This is a genomic window from Bradyrhizobium daqingense (assembly GCF_021044685.1).
Classification (GTDB): domain Bacteria; phylum Pseudomonadota; class Alphaproteobacteria; order Rhizobiales; family Xanthobacteraceae; genus Bradyrhizobium; species Bradyrhizobium daqingense.
Genome location: NZ_CP088014.1, coordinates 3,105,192 through 3,130,481, shown reverse-complemented (window position 1 = coordinate 3,130,481; position 25,290 = coordinate 3,105,192). Strand labels below are relative to the sequence as shown.

Annotated in this window: 24 protein-coding genes and 1 pseudogene; 5 read left to right on the top strand and 20 right to left on the bottom strand. The window is 64.2% G+C overall.

Annotation, left to right across the window (positions count from 1 at the left end; translation table 11 throughout):
• Positions 1-521 precede the first annotated feature (521 nt).
• From LPJ38_RS14965 to LPJ38_RS14925, 9 genes and pseudogenes are all read right to left on the bottom strand, one after another.
• Positions 522-1,559, bottom strand: coding sequence for a patatin-like phospholipase family protein (locus LPJ38_RS14965; RefSeq protein WP_145636778.1), 1,038 nt, complete (start codon positions 1,557-1,559; stop codon positions 522-524).
• Positions 1,556-2,482: a polyphosphate kinase 2 family protein gene (locus LPJ38_RS14960; RefSeq protein ID WP_145636775.1), complete on the bottom strand. Its 927-nt coding sequence runs from the start codon at positions 2,480-2,482 to the stop codon at positions 1,556-1,558. The genes LPJ38_RS14965 and LPJ38_RS14960 overlap by 4 nt, the downstream gene beginning before the upstream one ends.
• Positions 2,445-3,462, bottom strand: a pseudogene (locus LPJ38_RS14955) (branched-chain amino acid ABC transporter permease); the annotation flags it as partial. The gene LPJ38_RS14960 and the pseudogene LPJ38_RS14955, both read right to left, overlap by 38 nt.
• Complete coding sequence (locus LPJ38_RS14950; RefSeq protein ID WP_145636770.1) at positions 3,459-4,340, bottom strand: branched-chain amino acid ABC transporter permease; 882 nt, start codon at positions 4,338-4,340, stop codon at positions 3,459-3,461. The gene LPJ38_RS14950 and the pseudogene LPJ38_RS14955, both read right to left, overlap by 4 nt.
• Before the next feature lie 6 nt (positions 4,341-4,346).
• Positions 4,347-5,051, bottom strand: coding sequence for an ABC transporter ATP-binding protein (locus tag LPJ38_RS14945; protein ID WP_145636767.1), 705 nt, complete (start codon positions 5,049-5,051; stop codon positions 4,347-4,349).
• Positions 5,052-5,054: 3 nt separating this feature from the next.
• Complete coding sequence (locus LPJ38_RS14940) at positions 5,055-5,822, bottom strand: ABC transporter ATP-binding protein (protein ID WP_167520534.1); 768 nt, start codon at positions 5,820-5,822, stop codon at positions 5,055-5,057.
• Between the two features lie 14 nt (positions 5,823-5,836).
• Entirely contained in the window at positions 5,837-7,147 is a 1,311-nt protein-coding gene (locus tag LPJ38_RS14935; protein WP_145636761.1) for an ABC transporter substrate-binding protein, read from the bottom strand.
• 94 nt (positions 7,148-7,241) lie between these two features.
• Positions 7,242-7,946 (bottom strand): NUDIX hydrolase, encoded by a 705-nt coding sequence (locus LPJ38_RS14930; protein ID WP_145636758.1) that lies wholly within the window; start codon positions 7,944-7,946, stop codon positions 7,242-7,244.
• 29 nt (positions 7,947-7,975) lie between these two features.
• Positions 7,976-9,001 carry an ABC transporter substrate-binding protein gene (locus LPJ38_RS14925; RefSeq protein ID WP_167520533.1) on the bottom strand — a complete coding sequence of 342 codons (1,026 nt, stop codon included), beginning with the start codon at positions 8,999-9,001 and terminating at the stop codon, positions 7,976-7,978.
• Between the two features lie 138 nt (positions 9,002-9,139).
• Between LPJ38_RS14925 and LPJ38_RS14920 the strand changes: the two genes are divergently transcribed.
• Positions 9,140-9,589, top strand: a complete 450-nt coding sequence (locus tag LPJ38_RS14920; RefSeq protein WP_145636755.1) for a cupin domain-containing protein — start codon at positions 9,140-9,142, stop codon at positions 9,587-9,589.
• Between the two features lie 45 nt (positions 9,590-9,634).
• Here the strand turns inward: LPJ38_RS14920 and LPJ38_RS14915 are convergent, their stop codons facing one another.
• Positions 9,635-10,423, bottom strand: coding sequence for an ABC transporter permease (locus tag LPJ38_RS14915; protein WP_145636752.1), 789 nt, complete (start codon positions 10,421-10,423; stop codon positions 9,635-9,637).
• Positions 10,423-11,241 (bottom strand): ABC transporter ATP-binding protein, encoded by an 819-nt coding sequence (locus tag LPJ38_RS14910; protein WP_145636750.1) that lies wholly within the window; start codon positions 11,239-11,241, stop codon positions 10,423-10,425. Before LPJ38_RS14910 ends, LPJ38_RS14915 begins: the two co-directional genes overlap by 1 nt.
• Positions 11,242-11,375: 134 nt before the next feature.
• Between LPJ38_RS14910 and LPJ38_RS14905 the strand changes: the two genes are divergently transcribed.
• From LPJ38_RS14905 to LPJ38_RS14895, 3 genes are all read left to right on the top strand, one after another.
• Entirely contained in the window at positions 11,376-12,158 is a 783-nt protein-coding gene (locus LPJ38_RS14905; RefSeq protein ID WP_145636747.1) for an ATP-binding cassette domain-containing protein, read from the top strand.
• The gene (locus LPJ38_RS14900; protein WP_145636744.1) at positions 12,155-13,714 is read left to right on the top strand and encodes a glycine betaine ABC transporter substrate-binding protein; all 1,560 of its coding nucleotides are present in this window, start codon (positions 12,155-12,157) and stop codon (positions 13,712-13,714) included. The genes LPJ38_RS14905 and LPJ38_RS14900 overlap by 4 nt, the downstream gene beginning before the upstream one ends.
• 249 nt (positions 13,715-13,963) lie before the next feature.
• Entirely contained in the window at positions 13,964-14,947 is a 984-nt protein-coding gene (locus LPJ38_RS14895; RefSeq protein ID WP_145636743.1) for a Bug family tripartite tricarboxylate transporter substrate binding protein, read from the top strand.
• Between the two features lie 170 nt (positions 14,948-15,117).
• Here LPJ38_RS14895 and LPJ38_RS14890 read toward each other — a convergent pair whose 3' ends face one another.
• Positions 15,118-16,830, bottom strand: a complete 1,713-nt coding sequence (locus tag LPJ38_RS14890) for a sulfatase-like hydrolase/transferase (protein WP_145636740.1) — start codon at positions 16,828-16,830, stop codon at positions 15,118-15,120.
• A 216-nt stretch (positions 16,831-17,046) separates the two neighbouring features.
• A complete protein-coding gene (locus tag LPJ38_RS14885) occupies positions 17,047-17,694 on the bottom strand; it encodes a TetR/AcrR family transcriptional regulator (protein ID WP_231088640.1) in 648 nt (215 codons plus the stop codon).
• 103 nt (positions 17,695-17,797) lie between these two features.
• On the opposite strand from LPJ38_RS14885, the gene LPJ38_RS14880 reads away from it, so the two are divergent.
• Positions 17,798-18,418 carry a hypothetical protein gene (locus LPJ38_RS14880; RefSeq protein ID WP_145636735.1) on the top strand — a complete coding sequence of 207 codons (621 nt, stop codon included), beginning with the start codon at positions 17,798-17,800 and terminating at the stop codon, positions 18,416-18,418.
• A 9-nt stretch (positions 18,419-18,427) separates the two neighbouring features.
• On the opposite strand, the gene LPJ38_RS14875 is transcribed toward LPJ38_RS14880, so the two are convergent.
• The 7 genes from LPJ38_RS14875 to LPJ38_RS14845 form a co-directional block, all read right to left on the bottom strand.
• The gene (locus LPJ38_RS14875) at positions 18,428-19,276 is read right to left on the bottom strand and encodes an SDR family oxidoreductase (protein WP_145636733.1); all 849 of its coding nucleotides are present in this window, start codon (positions 19,274-19,276) and stop codon (positions 18,428-18,430) included.
• A gap of 147 nt (positions 19,277-19,423) precedes the next feature.
• Positions 19,424-20,443 carry a ketol-acid reductoisomerase gene (gene ilvC, locus LPJ38_RS14870; RefSeq protein ID WP_060735242.1) on the bottom strand — a complete coding sequence of 340 codons (1,020 nt, stop codon included), beginning with the start codon at positions 20,441-20,443 and terminating at the stop codon, positions 19,424-19,426.
• 132 nt (positions 20,444-20,575) lie between these two features.
• Positions 20,576-21,178, bottom strand: coding sequence for a LysE family translocator (locus tag LPJ38_RS14865; RefSeq protein ID WP_145636730.1), 603 nt, complete (start codon positions 21,176-21,178; stop codon positions 20,576-20,578).
• A gap of 7 nt (positions 21,179-21,185) precedes the next feature.
• A complete protein-coding gene (locus tag LPJ38_RS14860) occupies positions 21,186-22,061 on the bottom strand; it encodes an EamA family transporter (RefSeq protein WP_145636728.1) in 876 nt (291 codons plus the stop codon).
• Positions 22,062-22,106: 45 nt separating this feature from the next.
• Positions 22,107-22,802 carry a class I SAM-dependent methyltransferase gene (locus LPJ38_RS14855; protein ID WP_145636725.1) on the bottom strand — a complete coding sequence of 232 codons (696 nt, stop codon included), beginning with the start codon at positions 22,800-22,802 and terminating at the stop codon, positions 22,107-22,109.
• Positions 22,803-22,805: 3 nt separating this feature from the next.
• On the bottom strand, positions 22,806-23,348 hold the full coding sequence (gene ilvN / locus LPJ38_RS14850; RefSeq protein WP_018640841.1) for an acetolactate synthase small subunit: 543 nt from the start codon (positions 23,346-23,348) through the stop codon (positions 22,806-22,808).
• Positions 23,349-23,372: 24 nt separating this feature from the next.
• Positions 23,373-25,148, bottom strand: a complete 1,776-nt coding sequence (locus LPJ38_RS14845; protein ID WP_145636722.1) for an acetolactate synthase 3 large subunit — start codon at positions 25,146-25,148, stop codon at positions 23,373-23,375.
• Positions 25,149-25,290 lie beyond the last annotated feature (142 nt).

Genomic DNA, 25,290 nt, shown 5'->3' with positions numbered 1-25,290 from the left:
ATGATCACGCGGAGGAGGAGCAAGCAGAGACGTCACGAAAGACGCGTGTGACTGGCCCCGTCAGGGGCGATCCGCTATGATCGAAATGATCAAAAATACAGCGCCGGGAAGGTAGGGGCTTTGCCTCACTGATGCAGCCCGCTAAACCTTGACCCGGCGTGCCGTTCGCGGTTTGCGCCGCTATGCGATAGTCCGAACGAGCTCCATCGCAATCAACGCGGCTGGATTTGCGGAGGTGGTGTCATAGACCTCCCCTTGCTCATGAGGTGGACGTTGCGCGTCGCTTGTTGGCGACCACCGTGATGCTCCTCCCGCGACATAAAACTGTCAAGCAGGATCAATGACGTGAAAGATCACATTTGAATGTGCCGGTTCCCATGGCGACGTCATTGCCCCTGTTTTGCCCGACGCGTCAACTTTGTTTCGTAAAATCAGCAATCACGTGACGCCGCCGGCAAGCCATTGATTCCGCTACGCCCGTCTACTGTGCATGGGGTTGTTTTCGCAGTTTGGTCTGCGGCCTAGAGAAACATGTCGGCAAGGTCGACCGTCGAGGACTTACCGATGAGGTCGAAGTTGCGCGCCAGCCAGCTTCGCGCCGCCGCGCGGCCCTCGTCGCGCAGGCGGCACAACAGGCTCCATTCGGGATGGAATTGCGTGGCGGTGCCGAGCTGCGACATCAGCTGATCGTTGCCGATCCAGTGCATGTACATGCGGCTGTGCTTGGCACTGTCGAGTTCGCCGTCGTCGATCAGCCGGGTGGCGAAGGCGATCGCACGCATCTCGCGCATCAGCGACGAATTGAAGCTGATCTCGTTGATACGATGGAGGACGTCGGCCGCGCTGGTCGGCAGCTCGTCGCGCCGGATCGCCGTGACCTGGACGATGACGACGTCGTGGCTGCCCTTGCGGTAGATCAGCGGAAAAATCGCGGGATTGCCGAGATAGCCGCCGTCCCAATAATGCTCGCCGTCGATCTCGACGGCTTGGAAATAGGGCGGCAGGCAGGCCGAGGCCAGCACGGTCTCCGCGGTGAGATGCGGGCCCTGGAACACCTTGATCTTGCCGGTGCGGACGTTGGTGGCGTTGAGAAACAGTTGCGGCGCATCCGGCGAAGAATTGAGCCGGTCGAAATCGACCACGCGCTGCAACAGCGCGCGCAGTGGATTGAAGTGGAAAGGGTTGAGCATGTTCGGCGGCACGGTATGCGTCAGCGTGTGGATGAAGGCATGGACCGGATGGTACTCCGGCGGCAGCTTCAGGGCCTGGATCCACTGGTTGAGCGGCGAGAGCAGATCGTACGCCATGTCCATGCGCGACACTTCGTACCAGAACGCGTGCAGGTCCTGCCGCGCCGCCTCCGCGCCTCCCCTCGCCATGCCGGAGGCCATCGCCACCGCGTTCATCGCGCCGGCGCTGGTGGCGCTGACCGCCTCGATCGCGAGCCGGCCGTCCTCGAGCACCTGATCGAGCACGCCCCAAACGAAGGCGCCGTGTGCGCCGCCGCCCTGGAGCGCGAAGCTGACGCTCTTCCGGTTTGCGGTCCCGCTTTCCGTCACCTTCTCTTCCTGCCTGGCTTGCCTTCCTTCTCCAGCGCCCTGCGCACCGCGTCGAACTCCTGCGCCGAGGCCTTGTCGGCGCGCGGGAAGCGCAGGTCCAACTTTTCCAGCGCGGCATTGATCACCGAGCCGATCACGACGCGCGCGAACCATTTGTGGTCGGCGGGGACGACATACCAAGGCGCGTGAGTCGTGGCGGTGTGGCGCACGATGTCCTGATAGACGGCCTGGTAGCGCGGCCACAGCGCGCGCTCCTTGATGTCGTCCATCGAGAACTTCCACTGCTTGGCCGGCTCCTCCAGCCGGTCGAGGAAGCGTTGGCGCTGCTCTTCCTTGGAGATGTTGAGGAAAAATTTCAGCACCACGGTGCCGTTGCGGCAGAGATAGCGCTCCCAGGCGGAAATATCCTCGAACCGCTCCTTCCAGATGTTCTTGGTGACGAGTCTCGGCGGCAGCTTCTGCTTGGCGAGGATCTCCGGATGCACGCGCGTCACCAGGCATTCCTCATAATGCGAGCGGTTGAAGATGCCGATATGGCCACGCTGGGGCAGCGCGACAGCGTGGCGCCAGAGGAAATCGTGGTCAAGTTCCTTGCTGCTCGGCGCCTTGAAAGGATGAACCTCGCAGCCCTGCGGATTGATGCCCTCGAAAATCGCCTTGATCGCAGAGTCCTTGCCGCCAGCGTCCATCGCCTGGAGCACGATCAACAGCGACCAGCGGTCCTGGGCATAGAGCTTCTCCTGAAATTCGACCAGGCGCTTCTTGTTGGCCTCGAGGATCTCCTGCGCCCTCTCCTTGTCGAGATCGCCCTTCTCGTCGGTCTTGTGATCCTTCAGGTGAAACTTGCCGGAGCCGTCGTAACGGAACGGGGTGATGTAGCGGTCGAGTTGCCCGGCGGTCGATTTGGACGGCTTCTTGCTCATGAGTTCGGGGATACCTTGCGTTGCGGCTTTAATCGGTCGAGCACGCTACCAAGGATGCCCTTGGGAAGGAATATGATGAAGAGCACGAGCAATACGCCGTAGACGAGGTTGTCCCAGCCGACCGCCTTGGTGCCAAAGCCGATGCGCAGGGTCTCCGCGAGCATAATGGTGATGATGGCGCCTATGGTCGGGCCGAGCGACACGAACAGGCCGCCGACGATCGCCGCGAACACCATCTGAAGCGACACCGCGATGCCGCTAACGGTGTCGGGCGTGATGAACATCTGGTACTGGCAGTAGATTGCGCCGGCGAGCGCCGTCATCACCGCGCTGAGCAGCGTGATCTTCAGCTTCTCCGCGGTGACGTCGACGCCGGCCGCAGCGGCGGCGTCCTCGTCCTCCGAGATCGCCTCCAGCGCATAGCGCGCCATGCTGCGATCGACCCAGTGCCAAACCACGATGCCGAACAGCCAGATCGCGAGCGCGATCAGGTACCACGTCGTCTTGTCGTCGAATTGCAGCGCCAGCAGTCCGTTGCCTGACGCACGGTTCGGCGTGTAGCCGAGCGAGCCGCCGGTGTAGTCGCGCGTCGCTGTGATGACCTGGAGCACGATGCCCGACAGCGCCAGCGTCACCAGCACGAAATAGTGCCCGGTGATGCGGAAGCGGAAGCAGGGATAGCCGACGATCAGCGCCAGCGCGCCGGCTGCGACCATGCTGATGGGGATGCCGATCCAGGGCGACAGGCCGAGATGATTCCACAGAAGCGCGGTGACATAAGCGCCGATCCCCATGAAGCCGCCATGCCCCAGCGAGACGAGGCCGAACCGCCCCATCATCGACCAGGAGGTGTAGGCGAACGACCAGATCAGGATCAGCACCAGAATGTGCAGATGATAGGGATCGCGATAGACAAAGGGCAGCGCCACCAGCGCCGCCAATCCGATCCCCCACGCCGCAAGCCGCCCCTGCCCCATCATCGGCGTCTCGCCAAAAGGCCCGCGGGCCGGATGAACATCATGACGATGAAGAAGGCGAAAGCGAGCACATAGCCCCATTCGAGATCGGAGAACAGGCCGCCAAGCGAGATGATCTCCGCGAAGACGAAGGCGGCGATGAAGCCGCCGATGAAATTGCCGAGGCCGCCGAGCACGCAGATCAGGAAGGTGATCGGCCCGAAGGAGAGTCCGACGAAGGGATGCACGTCATATTGCAGCACCAGGAGGCACGCGGCGAGCCCGGCCAGCGCGCCGCCGAGCGCGGAGGTGATGAGATAGATCCGCCTGGTGTCGACGCCCATCAGCGCCATGATCTGCCGGTCCTGCGAGATGGCGCGGATCGCGGTGCCGGTGAACGTCCGCGTCATGAAGAGATAGACGCAGACCATGCCGACCAGCGCGGCCACGAACGACAGCAGCCGCGCATAGCTGAAATTCATGTCGCCGAAGGCGAGCACCGGCAGGCGGATGCCGAGATTGCGGAAGTCGATGCCGAAGGCGACGGTGGCGAAGCTCTGCAGCACGAACAGCACGCCGCCGGTCGCGAGCAGCTGGTTGATCGGCGGCGCAGTGAGCAGCGGCGCGATCACCAAGTAATGCAGGGCCGCACCGAGCAGGGCGACCAGCAGGATGGTAAGCGGCGCGGCGACGAAATAACTGATGCCGTAGTACTGCACCATGAAGTACATGCCGTACATGCCGATCATCACGAGCTCGGCGTAACAGATCCACGTCACGTCGATGACGCCGAAGATCAGGTTGAGGCCGAGCGCCAGCAGTGCCAGCACGCCGCCGAGCAGGATGCCGTTGATCACGGCCTCCAGCAAATAGATGTCGAAGATGTCCACAAATGCCTGCATGCCCCCTCACACCCCGAGATATGCTTCCTTGACCGTGTCGCTCGCCAGCATCTCGGCCGAGGTGCCGGACGCCCTGATCGTGCCCGCCTCGATCAGATAGGCGCGGTCGACCACTTTCAGCACCTGCTGCACGTTCTGCTCGACGATCAGCACCGTCAGGCCGCTGGCGCGGATGCGCTTCACCAGCTCGAACACCTGCTGCACCACAACCGGCGCAAGGCCTGCTGACGGTTCATCCAGCAGCAGCAGCTTCGGATTGGACATCATGGCGCGGCCGATCGCGCACATCTGCTGCTCACCGCCGGACATGGTGCCGGCCATCTGGTGTCGCCGCTCCTTCAGGCGCGGGAACAGGTCGAACACGACCTCGAGCCGCTCAGCATAGTGCCCGCGCGCCTCCTTCATGAAGGCGCCCATCTTGAGATTGTCGTCGACCGTGAGCTGCGGAAACAGCCGGCGGTTCTCCGGCACATGGGCAATGCCGAGGCTGACGATCTTGTGCGAGGGCGTCGCCACGAGGTCAACGTCCTCCATCTTGATCGCACCGCGCGAGGGCCGGATCAGGCCGGAGATGACGCGCATCAGGGTGGTCTTGCCGGCGCCGTTGGGGCCGATGACGCCCACGGCCTCGCCGGCCTTGACGTCAAGGTTGACGCCGAACAACGCCTGGAACGTGCCATAGCCGGCATTGACGCCGCGGAGTTCCAGCATCGGCTAGCCTCCCGCCCGGCGCCGCGCTTCGGCGGCCGCGGCCTGCGTGGTCTCGGCATCGGTGCCGAGATAGACCTCGATGACGCGCGGATCGCCCGCAACCGCGCTCGGCAGGCCTTCCGAGATCTTCTCGCCGTGATCGAGCACCATGACGCGATCGACGACGCGCATCAGCACGCCCATGATGTGCTCGACCCAGATGATGGTGATGCCGAGCTCGTCGCGGATGTTGCGCAGCATGTCCGCGGCCTGATCCATCTCGGCCTCGTCGAGACCGCCGAGGCTCTCGTCGGCGAGCAGCAGCGTCGGCGCGGTGGCGAGCGCTTTTGCAAGTTCGAGCTTCTTCAGGCCGGCGGCCCCCAAGCCATCGACGCTGGCATGGCGGTCGGTCGGCAGACCCACCATCGCCAGCGACCGTTCGGCCGCTTCCTCGGCCTTGACGCGGCTGTGCCGGCCTTGCCCGTAGAAGCCGGCGAGCGCGACGTTTTCGAAGATGGTCAGGCGACGGAAGGGCCGCGGGATCTGGAAGGTGCGGCCGATACCGCGATTGATGATCCGGTGCGGCGGCAGGCCCGCGATCTCGTGCCCGCCGAACAGGATCGATCCGGAGCTCGGTGCCAGCGTGCCCGAGAGCATGTTGAAGATCGTGCTCTTGCCCGACCCGTTGGGTCCGATCAGGCCGAGGATCTCGCCCTGGTCGACCCGGAACGAGACGTTGTTGACGGCCGTGAAGCCGCCAAACCGCTTCACCAGTCCGCTGACTTCCAACACCGAAGCCCCCGCCGCTACTGGTTGCTGTAGGTGGTGCCTTTCGGCAGCGGCAGCACCGCGTCGCGCTGCGCCTGGCTCTTGGGCCACACCACGGAGGATTTGTCGTCGATGTACTGGATCACGACCGGGAACGAGCGTTCGTTCTGTCCGGCCATCGCCGTGCCTTCGCCATAGAACTTCACGCCGAATCCGAGCATGGTGCCGCCTTCGGGGATGTCGGTGTCGAGCGCCGCCTTGCGCAGCGCCTCCGGGTCGACACCGCCATACTTCTTGATCGCGCGCGGTAGAACGTCGGACATGAAGACGTAGGTGTTGGAGGCGCCGATGCCGACATGAGCGGAGCGGATCGCAACGCCCGGCCTGATCTTGTCGAACTCGTCGCCGACCATCTTGATGACGGGCGGGAGCTTCGGATCCATGGTCTTCTGGTTCGCGAGCCAGATCGAGATCGGATCGGCGTTGAAGATGTAGGTCGCGTCCGCGCCCATGCCCTCCTTCAGCTTCTCATAGACGCCGTAGCCGGCGCCATGCCCCATCAGCGCGCCGAACTTCAGGCCCTGCTCGCGGGCCTGGCGCAGCAGCAGCGTAATGTCGGGGTTGTAGCCGGTGTGGAAGATCACGTCGGGCTTGGCGCGCTTCAGCTTGGTCACCAGCGCGGAGAGATCGGGGGCGGTGGCGGAATAGCCCTCCTTCAGCACGACGTTGAAGCCAGCCTTCTTCGCCCCGGCCTCGTTGCCCTTGGAGACGTCGACGCCATAGGCGCCGTCCTCGTGGATGATGGCGACGCGCAGGTCCTTCGGTTCCTTGCCGAGCTTCTCCTTGGCATTCTGCGCGATGAAATCCACCGTCATCATGCCGAATTGGTCGCCGCTGGCCTGCGGGCGGAACACGTATTTGTAGCCTTTGTCGTTGAACACGGCCGACGAGATGCAGGTCGTCATCCACATGAACTTCTTGAGCTGCTCGACGCGAGCGGCCACCGGCACGCATTGCGCCGAGGAGAAGAAGCCGAGCACCATGTCGACCTTCTCCTGCTCGAGCAGGCGGACGGATTCGTTGATGGCGATGTCGGGCTTGCTCTGCGCATCCGCATAGACCGCTTCGACCTTGTAGCCTTCGACGCCGGTCTTGGCGAAATGGTCGAGGATGATCTTTGCGCCGATATAGCCGAGCTCGGAGCCGCCGCCGGCGAGAGGCCCGGTCAGATCAAAGACGACGCCGATCTTGATCTTCTTCTCCTGAGCCTGGGCGGAAACCGTCAGGCTCGTCGCTGATATCGCGACCAAGAGCCCACCCAGCAAACGGGCAGCCATGCGCAGGCGCATCAAAACCTCCCTGGGCGATTGTGCATCGCATTCTCGTTGGTTTTGTTTTTTGCCCATCACATGGGCTGCGCGAAGCGATGTCAAGCCTCGCGCGTCAGCGGGAGGCGAACTGCTGCGCAATAAAGGCCGTGACAAATCGCGGCATGGTCGGCGTGAGATCGCTCATTCCGCGCACGAGATGAATGGCGGACAGCTCGGGCTCGTCCTCGAGCGCGAGGTTGGCTTCGATCCGGGCGCGGGCGTCATCGCCCGGCATGTCCAGGTTGAGGACCTGAATCATCGCAATCGCGCGGCCGGAAACGACGCAGTGCCAATCCGCCTCCGCCGTGTAGTCCTCTGCGGTCAGCCCGGTCTCCTCCGCGATCTCGCGGACGACGCTGCCGGGAACGTCCAGGGCGCCATCCGTGACGTCGCCGAGGTCCGGCGTCCCCGATGGGAAATAGATGCGGCCCGCATTGGCGGTGTGCTGCGCCATCTCGCCCATGATGAAGGCGCCGTCGGAGGTACGCAGCGCACCCATGCCGAAACCGTTGAACACGGCCGTATCAGGAAAGCCCCAGTCGCGCCAGGCGAGGAAGCTGGCGAAATCGGTCTCGAAATACGTCGCAACGAGATGGCCGCCCGCGAATACGGCATCGCGCCCGAGCAAGACGCGGCCGTTCCAGATCTTCGGCCGCTCGCGCTGCTTCTCGGCGAAATGCGCCGCGATCTCGGCGCTGCGTTGCTCCGCGAACGGCCACGGGATTGGCCGCACGGCAAGATCGAGCGTCGTGACGCGATGAATGACCGGTGACGTCATGACGCCTGGCTATCTCGCCTTCGCGTCAGCTATTTGGCATTCCCGGTCGTCTTCTTGGCCTGGTCGACGAATTTGTTGGTGAAGGTCTTGCTGAGGTCGATCTTGGCATTCGCCACCTCCGGCGAGCCGACGCTGAACACCGCAAGCACGGCCTCCGCGCCCTTCGGGTCCATCTTGCCGTTTTCGGAGAACATGGGGATCGTGTTCTTCAGAGCGGCGAGATAGAGCTCCTTGTTCTTGCCGACCATCTGCTCCGGCATCTTCGCCATGATCTCCTCCGGCGTGTGCGAATGGATCCAGGCGAGCGTGGCGAGGATCGCATTGGTGAGCGCCTGCGTCTCCTTCTCGTGGCTGTTGATCCAGGCCGCCGTCGAATAAAGCGAGCCGCCCGGATATTCGCCGCCGAAGGTTTCGAGCGTGTCCTTCTGGGTGCGAGTGTCCGAGAGGATGCGCAGATCCTTGTGGCTGCCCTGGAGCACGGTGACAGAGGGATCGAGCATCACGGCCGCGTCGATCTGGCCCTGCTCCATGGCAGCAACCGCGGTGGCGCCGAGGCCGACGCCGATCACGGCGGTGCCTGCGGGATCGAGGCCGTTCTTCTTGAGCATGTATTTGAGGAAGAAATCGGTGGAGGACCCCGGCGCACTGACGCCGACCTTCTTGCCGGCAAGATCCTTGACCGACTTGATATCGTTGGTGCGCGATGGCGCGACCACCAGCACGAGGCCAGGATAGCGGTCATAGACCACGAATGACTGCAGCTCCTGCTTCTTGGCGGCGAGATTGACGCAATGGTCGAAATAGCCGGAGACGACGTCGGCGCTGCCGCCGAGCACGGCCTTCAGCGCATCCGAGCCGCCCTTGAGGTCCACGAGTTCGACGTTGAGGCCGGCCTTCTCGTATTCGCCGAGCTGCTTGGCCAGCACCGTCGGCAGGTAGCACAGGCAGGCGCCGCCGCCGACCGCCACGGTGACCTTGCTTTGCGCCGCGGCAAGAGAGTTGGTGAGCGTCAGCGCGAGCAGCGCGCCGGCGAGCCTGGCAAGCGTGTTCTTCATTGGTTTCCTCCATTCGGCCGGCGGCACCATAGAGCAGCGGGGCTGGCTTGAGAAGCACTGCCGAACTGGGCTGGTCATCGGCGTTCCGGCGCAATAGCATGCCCCGACAAGAACAATTCCAGATGGGGAGGATCATCCATGAATCGCCTTGCTGCCGGTCTGTCGATCGCCGCCGCCTTTGCCGCCGGATCCGGCGCAACCCACCTGCTGCGGCCGGCGCTCGCCGCCGAGAACATCACCGCGCAGATCATCCACACCGGCGAGATGCAGGGCGATGCGCTCGGGCCCGCCAACGCCGTCGGCTATCGTTCCAAGATGTTCGCCAGCGCCGATGGTGCCACCATCTCGATCCAGGTCGGCAACGTGCCCAAGCACATGCATCCCAACACCAACGAGATCCAGTACATCCTGGACGGCACCGGCACGATCTGGCTCGGCGACAAGGAGGTGACGGTGAAGCCCGGAGACCTCGTGATCATCCCGAAGGGCACGCCGCATGGCGGCACCAAGCCGATCAGCGGCCAGGTCAAGGCGATAGCGATCAAGACCCCGCCGCAGGCGCCCGACGACACCAAGCTGCTGGATTGAGCTGTTGTCTTCACCTCTCCCGCTCGCGGGAGAGGTGAACTCGCCCTAGCCGCGTCCATCCGACGACGTCGGCCGCCATACCAACAGGCGCCGCTCCACCAGCGTCACCCCAAAGTCGATCAGGATGACGAAGGCCGACAGCACGAACATGCCGGCGAACACGCCGGCGACGTCGAAGATGCCCTCGGCCTGCTGGATCAGATAGCCGAGTCCGGCCGCCGATCCCAGATACTCGCCGACGACCGCGCCGACCACGGCGAAGCCCACCGAGGTGTGCAGCGAGGAGAACATCCATGACAGCGCCGAGGGCCAATAGACGTGCTGCATCAATTGCCGCTCGCCCATGCCGAGCATGCGGCCGTTGTCGAGCACGGTGCGGCTGACCTCCTTCACGCCCTGATAGACGTTGAAGAAGACGATGAAGAACACCAAGGTGACGCCGAGCGCGACCTTGGACCAGATGCCGAGCCCGAGCCACAGCGCGAAGATCGGCGCCAGCACGACGCGCGGCAGCGCGTTGACCATCTTTACATAGGGATCGAACACGGCTGCGACCAGCGGCTGGCGCGCGAACCAGAAGCCGACCAGTACGCCGCCGAGCGATCCGATCACGAAAGCGAGGATCGATTCCGCCAGCGTGATGCCGAGATGCTTCCAGATCACGCCGGACGAAAACCACTTCACGATCTGGCTGAACACGTCGAGCGGGTTCGAGAAGAAGAACGGCGGCAGCAGGATCTTTCCGAACACGGGAACGGTCGTCAGCACCTGCCAAAGCACGGTGAAGATGACCGCGACCAGGATTTGCAGCGCAAGCAGCGTCGGACGCGACATCAGACCGTCTCCGCCGCATTCGTGGATTGGGCGTAACCCTTCATCACCTCGTCCTTGAGCACGCTCCAGATCTCGCGATGCAGTGCGTGGAATTCCTTGTCGAGCCGCACTTCGAAAATGTCGCGCGGGCGCGGCAGGCTGACGCGCCAGTCGCCGATGATGCGCGAGGACGGCCCCGCCGACATGATCACGACGCGGTCGGCGAGCGCGATCGCCTCTTCGAGGTCGTGGGTGACGAACAGCACGGCCTTGCGGTCGGCATTCCACAGCTCGAGCAGCAGATTGCCCATGACCTGGCGCGTCTGCGCATCGAGCGGTCCGAACGGCTCGTCCATCAGCAGGATCTTCGGATCGCGGATCAGGACCTGCGCCAGCGCCACGCGCTTGCGCTGGCCGCCGGAGAGCATGTGCGGATAGCGGTTCGCGAAGGCGCCGAGGCCGACGGAGGTCAGCCATTTCTGCGCCCGCGGCAGTGCCTCAGCGCGCGGCGTGCCCTTGATCTCGAGCCCGATCGCGACGTTGTCGAGCGCTGTCTTCCACGGGAACAACGCGTCGGCCTGGAACAGGTATCCGGCATCCCGGTTCAGCCCCGCGAGCGGCCGGTCGAAGATCGTGACGCTGCCGGCGGCGGGCTTGAGCAGGCCCGCGGCAACGTTGAGCAGCGTCGATTTCCCGCACCCTGTAGGTCCGACGATGGCGACGAACTCGCCTTGCGCCACCGTGAGATGCGCTTTCTCCACCGCCGTATAGACCCGGCCGTCCCCGAGACGGAACGCAACCTTGGCGTCTTCCAGCGCCACCGCCGTGGGCGTTGTCATGTATTCCCTCCGAATTTGGCCCGATGCCTTAGCCGCTTGCGCCGCCAAGTTCAATCAACCCGCTAAGCGTGCTACGCATGGGGCTTGCCGCGCCCTTACCCCTCCAGGGGAGGGTAACAACGAGCCTGCAATCGATGCCCTCCAAGCTGGCGATCAGCTACCAGCACGTCACCAAGAGCTTCGGCCGGCTCAAGGCCGTCGATGACATCTCGCTCGACATCGCCGAGGGCGAGTTCGTGGCCGTCGTCGGTGGGTCGGGCTCGGGCAAGACGACGCTGCTGCGGCTCGCCAACCGGCTGATCGAGGCTGACGGCGGCACGATCATGGTGGAAGGTGAGAACGTCCGAAACGTCGATCCGGTCGCCCTGCGGCGGCGCATCGGCTACGTGTTCCAGGCCGGCGGGCTGTTTCCGCATTTGAGCGTTGCCGAGAACATCGGGATCACGCCGAAACTTCTGGGCGCGCCGGCAGCGGACATCGCCGCCCGCGTCGACGAACTGCTCGAGCTCGTGCAGCTCGACCGTGCCGCGCACCGCGACCGGCTGCCGGAGGCGCTGTCCGGCGGCCAGCGCCAGCGTGTCGGCGTGGCCCGGGCGCTGGCGGCAAAGCCCCGCATCGTGCTGATGGACGAGCCGTTCGGGGCGCTCGATCCCCTCACCCGCGATGCGCTCGGCGAGGACTATCGGTCGCTGCATCGCAAGCTCGGCCTGACCACCGTCATGATCACGCATGACATGACGGAGGCGATCCTGCTCGCCGATCGCATCGCCGTGATGCGCGGCGGCAAGCTGCTGGCGCAGGGGACGCCTGCAGAGCTCTCGACGAACGGCGATGCCTATGTACTGGAGCTCTTGCGCACGCCTCGACGCCAGGTCGAACGGCTGAACGCGCTGCTGCCGTCGAGCGGTGCGGCATGAGCTTCTTCTCCGACCCGCGCTGGGGCGAGGCGCTGTCGCATCTGCCCGATTATCTCGGCAATCATGTGCGGGTGAGCCTTGCCGCGCTGGCGCTTGGTCTTGCCGTCAGCCTTCCGCTGGCCATCCTCACGCGCAACCGCCCGGCGCCGCGCAACATCCTGCTTGCGCTTGCCAGCATCGTGCAGACGGTACCCGGACTTGCGCTGCTTGCGCTGTTCTATCCGTTGCTGCTGCTGGCGGCTTCGTTAACGCTCGCCTGGTTCGGCTTTTCCTTCTCCGCCTTCGGCTTCCTGCCGGCTGTGCTGGCGCTGGCGCTCTATTCGATGCTGCCGGTGCTGCGCAACGGCATCACCGGCCTCAACGGCATCGATCCGGCGCTGACCGAAGCCGCCAAAGGTGTCGGCATGACCGCGCGGCAGTCGTTGGTCATGGTCGAGCTGCCGCTGGCGCTGCCGGTGATGATGGCGGGAATCCGCACCGCTGCCGTGTGGGTGATCGGCACGGCGACGCTGTCGACGCCGATCGGACAGACCAGCCTCGGCAACTACATCTTCGCCGGGCTCCAGACCCAGAACTGGGTGCTCGTGCTGTTCGGCTGTCTGGCCTCCGCCCTGCTCGCTCTTGCCGTGGACCAGCTGCTTGGCCTGATCGAGAACGGCCTGCGTCATCGCAGCCACGTGCGCGCAGCGCTCGGCGGCGTCGGGATCGCGGCCCTCGTCACGGCGGCGCTGGTGCCAACGATGGGGCGCTCGTCGCAGGGCTATATCGTCGGCGCCAAGACTTTCGCCGAGCAATATGTGCTGTCGGCCCTGCTGCGGGATCGCCTCCAGGCCGCAGGTCTTTCCGCGAGCGCAAGATCCGGCCTTGGCTCCAGCGTCATCTTCGAGGCGCTGAAGGCCGGCGACATCGATCTCTATGTCGATTATTCCGGCACGCTTTGGACCAATCAGCTTCACCGCACCGATATCAAGCCGCGCGCGGAGTTGCTCGCGGAGCTGAAAACTGCGCTCGCAAAGGAGAACGTCACCCTGCTCGGCGGGCTCGGCTTCGAGAACGCCTATGCGCTGGTGATGCCGCGCAAGCGCGCCGAGGCGCTTGGCATCCGTACCATCGCCGATCTCGCCGCGCACACATCGACGATGTCGATCGCCGGCGACTATGAGTTCTTCTCGCGCCCCGAATGGGCGGCGCTGCAAAAAGCCTATGGTCTTCAATTCCGCGCGCAGCGCCAGATGCAGCCGGATTTCATGTATGCGGCGGTCGCCAGCGGCGAGGTCGACGTCATCGCCGGCTACACCAGCGACGGTCTGATCGCGAAATACGATCTCGTGGCGCTCGACGATCCCAGGCGCGCGATCCCGCCCTATGACGCGATTCTGTTGCTGGCGCCCAAGCGCGCCGGCGACGAGCGGCTCAAGGCAGCACTCGAGCCGCTGCTCGGCAAGATCGACATCGCCACCATGCGCGAAGCAAATTTGCGCGCCAGCGGCAATGACGCGAACTCATCGCCGGATGCGGTGGCGAGATGGTTGTGGGAGAAGGTGGGCGGGCGGTAGGGTGCGATAATTCCGGCTTTCAGAGTTGCGGCCGGAAGCACCCGTACCAGCCTTCCCAGCGAGGTCGCCGATCAACATAACAACAGTCGACGACAGCTCGGCCGATACGGTCCGTGTGCCGAAATGTCACCTTAGCGAACGTCGCCTGAATGAGCTCGCCGTGATAGTTTTCACAAAGCTGGGCGGTGAGCTTGCGCGCCCCCTCGCGGCCGGACAAAGAAAAATATCAAAAACGCTAAGGGCAGGAAAATGAAGAAGCTGGCACGGCGATCATTCGTAGCTGGATCGGCGGCAGTGTTGTTCGCCCCCTTCGGGAAGACGCAAGCGCAATCCGCGTGGCCGAACCGATCCCTTCGTATTGTCGTACCATATCCACCGGGCGGCCAGACCGACGGCATCGCGCGAGCTTTCGGTGACTACCTGGCGCGGCAGGTGGGGAAGCCGGTCATCGTCGAAAACAGGGCCGGCGCCGGCGGCGTCATCGGCGTGACTGAAGCAAAACGCGCCGAGCCCGATGGCACCACCATCCTCTGCACGATCTCTTCGTCACTCATCCAGAACCGTATCACGGTGAAAGATCTTCCTTATGATCCCGAACGGGACTTCACCTATCTGACGATGGTCAGCGGCGCCGGCGGTCCGGTGGTCGCGGCCAAGAAGACGGGAGCGACCAATCTTCGTGAATTCATCGAATATGCAAACAAGGTTGGCAGCCTGAACTGGGGATCCTACGGCGTAGGCTCCACGCCGCACGTCCTCATTGAGACGATCGCGAAGCAATACGGCATTCGGTTTCAAGTCATCCAGTACCGCGGTGAGGCGCCGATGTGGAATGACCTTGCCGGACAGACGTTGGATGGCGCCGCAGGAAGTTATGCCGCAGCAGCGCCCGTCATCCAGGCGGGAACGGGAAACCTGATCGGAGTTGTTGGCAGCAGGCTACCGCCCTATCCCGACACGCTGACCATGACAGAGCAAGGCGCCATCGGTGACTTCTATGAGCTCCGCGCGTTCACGACCTTCGCCGTGCCGGTCGGCACGCCAAAGGAGATCGTAGAGCAACTCTCGGCGATGTTGATCCAGGCCGGATTAGATCCGAAGGTCCAGCAAATGCTGAGCAACTTTCTGCTGTCTTCTCCGACCGATTTCGAGACGACCCATCGCATTTTCAAGCGCGACAGTGATGTGATGCTGCGCATCTTGCGCGAACTCGGTGTCAAGCCATCGGAGTGATCGACGCGCGCTCGACGACACCAGTTCAGGCTTGGAAAGCGAGCGATACGACCGATAGCTGACGGTGTGGGACTTTCTGTTCAGTAGGCCTCCGCGCCCGGCACCACACCGGCGCGCAGCCATACGTCTTCGTGCATCGCACGGCAGTAGATGCGCAGCCGAGCTGGAGGCTAAAGCCCCCGGATCATCCCCGCATCGATCAGCAACCGGTTCAGCCGCCGCGCCTCGGCGCCGTCCTTGCAGCCGTAGAAGATGCCCTTGCAGCGGAGCATGATCTCCTTCTGCTCGGCGAAGGATGGATCGAGCGGAATGCCGGCGGCTTCCTGGATCACCAGCGGCAGATAGGGGCCGTCGACGGTGTCCATCACGGCTTCAGTCTTCACCGGCTCGAAATTGACGGCGTCGATCGCGTAGTACGTCGCGTAGAGACGCGGATCGTAAGCGTCGAGCTTCTTGCCGAGAGCGCCCTCGTCGAGTCCGGGCTCGAGGATAGCAGGCGCGAACTCCGGCTGGTGGTCGCCGTAGCGCACGATCAGGAAAGGCTCGCCGGGGAAATTCTTCTTCAGGCCGGCGACGAATGTCTTGTACTGCTCGGCGCTGATTGCCTGACGGCGCAGATACTCGTCGATGGACGGCATGTTACCCGGCGCGCGCCAATTCGGCAGCAGGTCGGGACGGAAGCGCGTCTCCCAGGGAAAATGATTGGCGCCGAGATAGATGAAGGTGAACAGCGGCTTGTTCGGAGGCTGCTGGCCCATCAGCTGGAGCGCCTTGTCGTAGAAGAAGGAATCGGGCTCCACGTCCTTGGCGCCGAGATCCTTGGAATCGAGGAAGCGTTCGATGCCGGTCGTCATCTGGAAGCTGCGCGCGCCCATGAAGCCGCCATAGGCGGGATAGAGCGACATCGTGTCGTAGCCGCAGCGGCGCAGCGCCAGCGGCAGGCCGCGCTCGACGCGGCTCGAGGCGATGCGAGTCACGAAATAGGCGAAGCGGCCGAACGAGCGTGAGGAGAGCCCGGCCAGCACGTTGTATTCGGTGAACCAGCTCGGGCCGCCATTGCTCTCGGCCAGGAACGTGCGCTGCTTGCCGTCCCAGGATTTGAAGTGGTCGCCATAACGCGGCGGCACCTTGATGCCCTGGGCGGCGCGGATGTCGAAGCTCGATTCATCATGGATCATGATGATGTTGGGACGGCGGCCCGCGGGATGGCAGGCATCGACCAGCGGCATGTTGAGCCGCTCGTTGGTCGCGGTGGCCGATTCCATGAAGCCGTATTTCACGAAGTCGGAGACCGAACTGACGCCGGAGCGGAAGAACTTCGAGAGATAGCCGTCGTCGTAGTAGCCGCGCCAGGCCTCGTCCGGACGATAAAGCGAATAGCCGACCAACGCGGCAAGGCAGGCGAGCTTGCAGGCCAGCGCCGGCAGGCGGCGGATGCGGAACGGATCGAGCCACCACAGCGCATACATCAGCGGCAGCGTGACGAGGCCGGCCAGGATCACCGACCAGCGCAGATTCGGGAAGATCGTGAACAGGTATGTGACGCTGTCCCGGTCGATCATCATCAGGTCGATGAAGTTGACCGTCATCTGGACGACGTCGTGCTTGAGCCGCGACAGCAGCACCAGCACCACGACCATGGTCAGCGACAGCGCACCCGACAGTGCCGGCCGCCGCAGCAGCGTGATCCAGAAGAAATTAAGGATCCCCCAGGCCAGCGCGAAGGAGAGGCGCGAGCCGAAATCGGTCTCGGTCTCGTACATCAGCGCCAGCGCCGCGAAATGCGGCGCAGCCACTGCGAGCAGCCGCCAGATGCCGAGCGCGGCGACGCTCGCCAGCACGGCGGTCGTGGCAGAAGGACCTGGATTCGGCGCGGACGCCATCGACGACACGCAACTTCTGGGTCCGGCGTGGTGATGCCAAGCCGTCCGGCCGACCCATACTTCGGCTAGCGGCGCCCGGCGCAGCCGGACGCTTGCACCGTGTCATAAAATTGTAATGGAACAGTCACGGTCAGGCAACGCGTGCGGCCGTTCGACCTTCGCATATTGTTAGCGGAAGACGATGGGCCGCAGGTCCGGCCGGCGGAGCTGCCTGCGTCAGGGCTTGGCGATCCCCGCGATGAACAGGTCGATCACCGCTTCCGCCATCGGCTCGATCTCGCTCTCCTCGACGCCCCAGCGCGGAAAATGGCCGTCGAGATTCATCCGGGCAAATCCGTAGACCAGGGCGCGCCCGGCGATCTGGATGCGCTTCAGATCCGCCGACCTCAGCAGGCCCTGCGCCGCCGCATCGGCCAGCATCTGCTCCGATAGCGCGATCAGCTCGGCATTGTCGCGCGTCAGCTCTGCTGAGCTGCCATGGGCGAAGTAGCGGCCCGTCGAGACGATCTCGAAATGGGCGGGGTTGCGCATGGCCCAGCACAGATAGGCGAGGCCAAAGGCGCGGAAGCGATCAAGCGGCCCTCTCGGCGCCTCGCCGAGCGCCACCTCGATCTCGGCACGGAAGCGCCGCTGCGCCTCCTCCGCCACTGCGGCCATCAAGGCATCGCGGTTCGGGAAATGCCGGAACGGCGCTCCCGGCGAGACCGCGGCCCGACGGGCGGCCTCGCGGACGGAGATCTCGGCGCCTTCGGCCGCCAGTTGCAAGGCCGCATCGATCAACACGCGGCGAAGATCGCCGTGGTGATACGGCCGAGCTTCGGCGGTTCGGCGGGCGCGCGGCTTGGGCGTCTGGCGGGCGGGCATGGCGCCTTCTAGCATCACCTGAACGTGAATGTAATCGCTGATTACACTGTTGACAATCCTATCACGACAAATGTAATCGGTGATTACATTAAGGGGGATTGCCATGACGCAAGGTCGAAGCTGGCTCGAAAGCTGGCGGCTGCTCGCCGCCCTCACAATCAGCCTGGTTGCCCTGAGCCTTTGGATCGCCGCGATGCGGCAGTTCGAGGTCGAGGGCGTTCGCATGGTGATCCGCTTCACGGCGCGAAGCTCGCTGCTGCTGTTCTGCCTCGCCTTCAGTGCCGCCGCGCTGGCGCGGTTATGGCCCAATGCCTGGACGCGTTGGCAGCGCCGTAACCGCCGCTATCTGGGCTTGAGTTTTGCGGCGTCCCACGCGATCCACGCGGTCGCGATCATGACGTTCGCCAACATGGATCCGGCCGGCTTTGCGCAAGCCACTTCGGCGGCATCGTACATTTTCGGCGGCATCGGCTATGGCGCCATCATCGCGATGAGCGCGATCTCGTTCGACCGGACCGCGGAGCTGATCGGGCCCCGCGCCTGGCGTGCGCTGCACCTTGTGGGTGGCTATTATCTCTGGTTTCAGTTCATGGTGTCGTTCGGCATGCGCGTCCCGGCGATGCCGCTCTACGCCGCGTTCCTGGTCCCGCTCCTGATCGTGATGGCGCTGCGCATGATTGCGCTGGCCCGCCATCCCCGCCGGCAGACCGTCGCGGCGGGCTAAACGTGCGTCCTACTGAGGCAGCAGCCCGAGCCCTTTGGCGATGATGCGGTCGACGGTCCGTTTCGGCAGCACAGCGCCGATCAGATGCCGCAGCGGGTCCGGCGTGATCTGGTAGCGCACCTTGGGGCTTGCCGCCGTCAGCGCTTCGAACACCACCTCGGCGATGCGCTCGGCGGGCAGGCCCTTGGCGCCGAGGTCCATCATGAAAGCCATCACCCTGTTCAGCGCCGGCAGATAGGGCGAGTTCTTGTAGACGGACAGATCGATCTGTTCGGCCTTGCTCCAGATCGGCGTCTTCACAGCGCCGGGGGCGATGATGATGACGTCGATGCCGAACAGCATCAGCTCGCGACGCAGACTCTCCGACAGTCCCTCGATGGCGTGCTTGGAGGTGCAGTAGGGCGCCGACAGCGGATTGCCGTTCCTGCCCGCGACCGAGCTGATCATCACGATCCGTCCCTTCGGTCCTTTCAGAGATGGGTCCGCACCGAGCAAGGGCCCGAACGCCTTTGTCGCGATCACAGGACCGATGACGTTGACGTCCATCTGGCGGCGGAAATCGTCGGCCGACAATTCGAGGACGGGACCGGCGACCGCGATGCCCGCATTGTTGACGAGACCCGCGAGTGTCTCGCCCCCCACCGCCTCACGCACTTGGCTTGCGGCGGCCAGCACGGCGGCCTCATCGGTGACGTCAAACAAGAGCGGCGTAAAGTTCGTGCCCAATTCACCGGCAAGCCGATCGGCATCGGCCTGCTTGCGGACGCTGCCGAACACACGATAGCCGCGCCCGATCAGGAATTTCGCAACGGCCCAGCCGATGCCGGTGGACGCGCCGGTCACGACGACAGATCGCATGATGCCCTCCCCTCAAGGCTCCCGCAATCATGGCGGAAAACAGCGGTGGTGCGAAGGGGGAGCAGCAGAGCCGGACCCAGGAGCCGCATGGCCCCCGGATCAGCAGCGCACCATTTGCGTGATGCGCTGCGTCCGGGAAACGACGGCTTAGTTCTTCGACTTGTCGACCAGCGCGCCCTTCTTGATCCAGGGCATCATGTCGCGCAGCTTCGCGCCGACTTCCTCGATCGGATGCGCGGCGAGCTTGGCGCGGGTTGCCTTGAACGAGGTCTGGTTGACCTTGTTCTCGAGCATCCAGTCGCGGGCGAACTTGCCGCCCTGGATGTCGGCCAGCACCTTGCGCATCTCCTTCTTGGTCTCGTCGGTGATGATGCGCGGGCCGGTGACGTACTCGCCGTACTCGGCGGTGTTGGAGATCGAGTAGTTCATGTTGGCGATGCCGCCTTCATAGATCAGGTCGACGATCAGCTTCACTTCGTGCAGGCACTCGAAATAGGCCATCTCGGGCGCGTAGCCGGCCTCGACCAGGGTCTCGTAGCCGCCCTTGATCAGCTCGACCAGGCCGCCGCAGAGCACGACCTGCTCGCCGAACAGATCGGTCTCGCACTCTTCCTTGAACGTGGTCTCGATGATGCCGGCACGACCGCCGCCGACGGCGGAGGCGTAGGACAGGCCGAGGTCATGGGCGTTGCCCGAGACGTCCTTGGCGATCGCGATCAGGCAGGGCACGCCGCCGCCGCGCTGATACTCGGAGCGCACGGTGTGGCCGGGGCCCTTCGGCGCGATCATCAGCACGTCGAGGTCGGCGCGCGGGTCGAGCAGGTTGAAGTGGACATTGAGGCCGTGCGCGAACACGAGGGCGGCGCCCTTCTTCATGTTGTCGTGCAGGTGCTCGCGATAGATGTCGCCCTGGAGCTCGTCCGGGGTCAGCATCATGACGAGGTCGGCCCACTTGGCGGCTTCGGCGACTTCCATCACCTTGAAGCCGGCGGCTTCCGCCTTCTTCACCGAGCCCGAGTCCTTGCGCAGCGCGATGGCGACTTCCTTGACGCCGGAGTCCTTGAGGTTGAGCGCATGGGCGTGGCCCTGGCTGCCATAGCCGACGATGGCGACCTTCTTGCCCTTGATCAGGTTCAGGTCGGCGTCGCGATCGTAATAAACACGCATAGTCGTTTCCTCGTTCGGGGGCCGGAATCGGCCGATGGTTAGTCTTTCGAAGGCGAATTGACGGATTTCGGGGGCTGTCTAGAGCATTTTAGGGCCCCTGGGAAACCCGTTTCTGCATGGAAATCTGCGGCATCATGCATCCATGAAGACGGGGTAGAGGGACGCCAGCAGCAGGATCGCCATCAGGATGTTGAAGGCGCGGACCAGCCGCTCGGAGGTCAGGACCGGGCGCAGCGCGGTGCCGAACAGCGCCCAGATCACGGTCGAGACCGTCCCGATGAGCAGGCTGATCACGGTCTGGATCGCGATATTGAGCGGGAATTGGGCGATCGCCGCATAGGCCGTGATTGTGCCGATCACGATCACCCAGCCTTTGGCGTTGATCCACTGGAACATGGCCGCGCCCCAGAAGGTCATCGGGCCACGGCCACTCCCCTCGCCCGGCTTGGTCGGGCCGGACATCGCGATCACGGCGGCAAGATAGATCAGGTAGATCGCACCGCCATACTTCAAAATGGTCTGCAGGATCGGATAGGCCAGAAACACGGTGCCGAGACCGAGGCCCACGGCGGCGACCATGAAGGCAAAGCCGATGACGATGCCGGCGATGTGCGGGATGGTCCGGCGAAAGCCATAAGTCAGGCCCGAGGACAGCAGCATGATGTTGTTCGGCCCGGGCGTGAAATACATCACGGTCATGAAGGCGAGGAAGGCATAGAACAGCGACTGCGACATGCTGACCTCACGCTGTCTTCGGCAGGACTTGCGGGCGCTTCGCCAGCACCATCACGGCGATACCGCCGATCACGGTGAGCATGCCGGCGAGACGCAAGGGCCCGAACCGCTCGCCGAACACGATGCTGGAGGCGGCCGATCCCACGAACGGCACCAGCAAGGCGAACGGCACAACTTGCGCAGCCTGATAGTCGCGGAGCAGCCGGCCCCACAGCCAATAGGCGATGCTGGTGGAGATGGCGCCGATCATGAGCAAGCAGATCAGGCCGGTGAGCGACATGTGGATCAGCGACTGAAGAGTCGGCATCGGCCCGTCGACGACCAGCGTCAGCGCGAACAGCGGCACCGCCGCAGTGAGGCATAGCCAGGCGAACAGGTCGAACATCGGCGCACCGCGCGCGCCCCGCAGCAGAAGATTGCCGACGGCAAAGCAGATCGGCGCGACCATCAGCACCGCGAAGGCGCCGACGCTGAAATCATAACCGACGGTGCCGCAGATCATCAAAAGCCCCGCTGCGGCGATGCCGATACCGAGCGACTGCATCGGCGTCGGCCGCTCGCCCAAAGCGATCGCGGCAAAGCCGATCGTGAACAACGCCTGGCTCTGCACCACCACGCTGGTCAGACCCACCGGCGCGCCATGGGCGATGCCATAGGCCTGGCTCAGGAACTGGCCGAGAAACAAGGTGAAGCTGATGGCGATCAGCAATGACCAGGCGACCTTCGGCTTGGGAATGAACAGACACGGCAGCGCGGCAATGGCAAAACGCATCGCCGTCATCAGTTCCGGCGAAAACTCGTCGAGCGCGATCCGACTCGCCACGAAGGCAAGCCCCCAGATGATCGCCACCAGGATGGCGATGAGGATATCGGCCGGCTTCATTGTTGGTCCCGGTCCTGCACCGTCGTGCAGCCCTGTTATTCTTGTCTAGCCTTGCTCGCCGGCCTTCGGTTTCCGCAGCAGATAGGTGCCGTGCATGGGGGCGTGGTAGTCGGCCGAGACCAGCATGAAGCCGACATCGGTCAGCATCCGCTCCATCACCCAGCCGAAGGTGGAATATTCGTCGCGCATATGCGTCACGACGCCGTCGCGCGCAAAGTCGTGGTTCTTGATCTGGAAATCGGCCCATTGCTCGACGTCGCGCTCGATGGCATCGGGCATCGAGGCATAAACGATGTCGCGGAGGTAGAAGCTCGCGCCCGGCTTCAGCGCGCGATAGATCCGCGACATCGCAACCGCCTTCCAGAAGTCCGGCAGATGATGCAGCGTGAACTCGCTGACGATCAGATCGTAGGATTCCGGCCGGTACGAGAAGCTGAGCAGGCCGGCCGACTGGGTACGGACCGGCGCCTTGCGGTCGCGCGCGTAGATCTCGGCGAGCGCCAGCATAGCCGGCGAGATGTCGATGGCATCGACCTCGGCACCCATCAGGGCGGCTTCGGTGGCCAGCACGCCGTTGCCGCAGCCGATGTCGGCAATGCGCCAGCCGCGCTGGACCCCGAGCGTTTTCAGCGCGGCGCGCGCCCGCAAATCGGCATCCTCGTGGTTGTCGTAGATCGACGCCACCGCGGGCCCGATGCCCATCCGGTTCCGCTCGTTATAGTACCAGTCGCGCGCCAACATGGCTCACATCCCTTCAGGCCCGCGGCCGATCGCGGCAACGCCGGTGCGCGACACCTCGACGAGGCCGAGCGGGCGCATCAGGTCGATATATTGATTGATCTTGTCGGTATTGCCTGTGATCTCGAACACAAAGCTCTCGGTGGTGGCGTCGATCACGCGGGCGCGGAACGCATCCGCAAGCCGGAGCGCCTCGACCCGGTGCTCGCCCTGCCCGCGCACCTTCACCATCGCAAGCTCCCGCTCGATCGAGCGCTTGGTCTGGGTCATGTCGACGACCTGGTAGACCGGGATCATGCGGTCGAGCTGGTTCTTGATCTGCGCGATCACCATCGGCGTGCCGGTGGTGACGATGGTGATGCGCGACAGATGCTTCTGCGCTTCCGTCTCCGAGACCGTGAGGCTCTCGATGTTGTAGCCGCGGCCCGAGAACAGGCCGATGACGCGCGCGAGCACGCCTGGCTCGTTCTGCACGAGCACCGCGAGCGTGTGCGTCTCGTTGGGATCGTGGCGGTCCTCGATGAAATAGGCGGATGCGGGCTGGTTCATGATCGTCCCCTCAAATGTCTCTCGTCACACCAGCGCCTTGCCGCCGGCGAATGCCTTCGCGGTGGCCTCGTCGTTGGCCTGCTCCGGCAACAGCATCTCGTTGTGCGCCTTGCCGGAGGGGATCATCGGGAAGCAGTTCTCGAGCGCCGCGACGCGGCAGTCGAACAGCACCGGTCGCTTCACCGCGATCATCTCCTTGATGGCGCCCTCGAGATCGCCGGGCTTGTGCACCTGCAGGCCGACGCCGCCATAGGCTTCCGCGAGCTTGACGAAATCCGGCAGCGCCTCCGAATAGGAATGCGACAGGCGGTTGCCGTGCAGCAGCTGCTGCCATTGCCGCACCATGCCCATGTACTGGTTGTTCAGGATGAAGATCTTGATCGGCAGCTCGTACTGCACCGCCGTCGACATCTCCTGCATCGTCATCTGCACCGAGGCATCGCCCGCGATGTCGATGACGAGGCTGTCCGGATGGGCCACCTGCACGCCGATCGCCGCCGGCAGGCCGTAGCCCATGGTGCCGAGACCGCCCGACGTCATCCAGCGGTGCGGCTCCTCGAAGCCGTAGAACTGCGCCGCCCACATCTGGTGCTGGCCGACTTCGGTCGTGATGTAGGTATCCTTGCCGCGCGTCAGCTCGAACAGGCTCTGGATTGCATGCTGCGGCAGGATCACGTCGTTGCTCTTCTTGTAATAGAGCGAGTTGCGAGCACGCCACTGCGCGATCTGCTGCCACCACGACTTGATGTCGGGCTTCTTAGCCTCGGCCTTGAACACCTGGAGGATGTCGCCGAGGATGTTGCCGCAATCGCCGATGATCGGCACGTCGACGCGGATGTTCTTGTTGATCGAGGACGGGTCGATGTCGATGTGGATCTTCTTCGAGCCGGGCGAGAACGCATCGACGCGGCCGGTGATGCGGTCGTCGAAGCGCGCACCGACGCACAGCATGACGTCGCAATCATGCATGGTCATGTTGGCCTCATAGGTGCCGTGCATGCCGAGCATGCCGAGCCAGTTCTTGCCCGAGGCAGGATACGCACCGAGCCCCATCAGCGTGGAGGTGATCGGGAAGCCGGTGACCTCGACCAGCTCGCGCAACAGCTTGGTCGCCTCGGGGCCGGAATTGATGACGCCGCCGCCGCTGTAGATCACGGGGCGCTTGGCATTGGCGAGCAGCGACACCGCCTTGCGGATCTGCGTCGCATCGCCCTTCAGGCGCGGCGCATAGGAGCGGTGCACGTCGGACTTGCGCGGCGGATGATAGGTGCCGGTCGCGAACTGCACGTCCTTGGGGACGTCGACCAGCACCGGACCCGGTCGGCCCGAGGTCGCGACGTAGAAGGCTTCATGCAGCACCTTGGCGAGATCGTTGACGTCGCGCACCAGCCAATTGTGCTTGGTGCAGGGACGCGTGATGCCGACGGTGTCGCATTCCTGGAAGGCGTCGTTGCCGATCAGGTGCGTCGGCACCTGGCCGGAGATGCAGACCAGCGGGATCGAGTCCATCAGCGCGTCGGTGAGCGGCGTCACCATGTTGGTGGCGCCGGGGCCGGAGGTCACCAGTGCGACGCCCGGCTTGCCGGTCGAGCGCGCATAGCCCTCGGCGGCATGGCCCGCGCCCTGCTCGTGGCGGACCAGGATGTGCTGGACCTCGCTCTGCTGGAAGATCTCGTCATAGATCGGAAGCACCGCGCCGCCGGGATAGCCGAAAATGTCGGTCACGCCGTGATCGATGAGCGCGCGGACGATCATCGCTGCGCCGGTCATCTGGTTCGGATCGTGGCTCTTGTCGCTCATTGGCTTGCTCCGGATGCGCTGTTGTCAGCGGCTTCGTTCGGGTCGGGTTCGGGAAATAAAAAAGGCCCCGAAGAGGGCCCACACACACCGCCTGTCTTGTGGATGGCAGCTAGCCATCCCCGGCGGTGTGCCTGGGTACGAC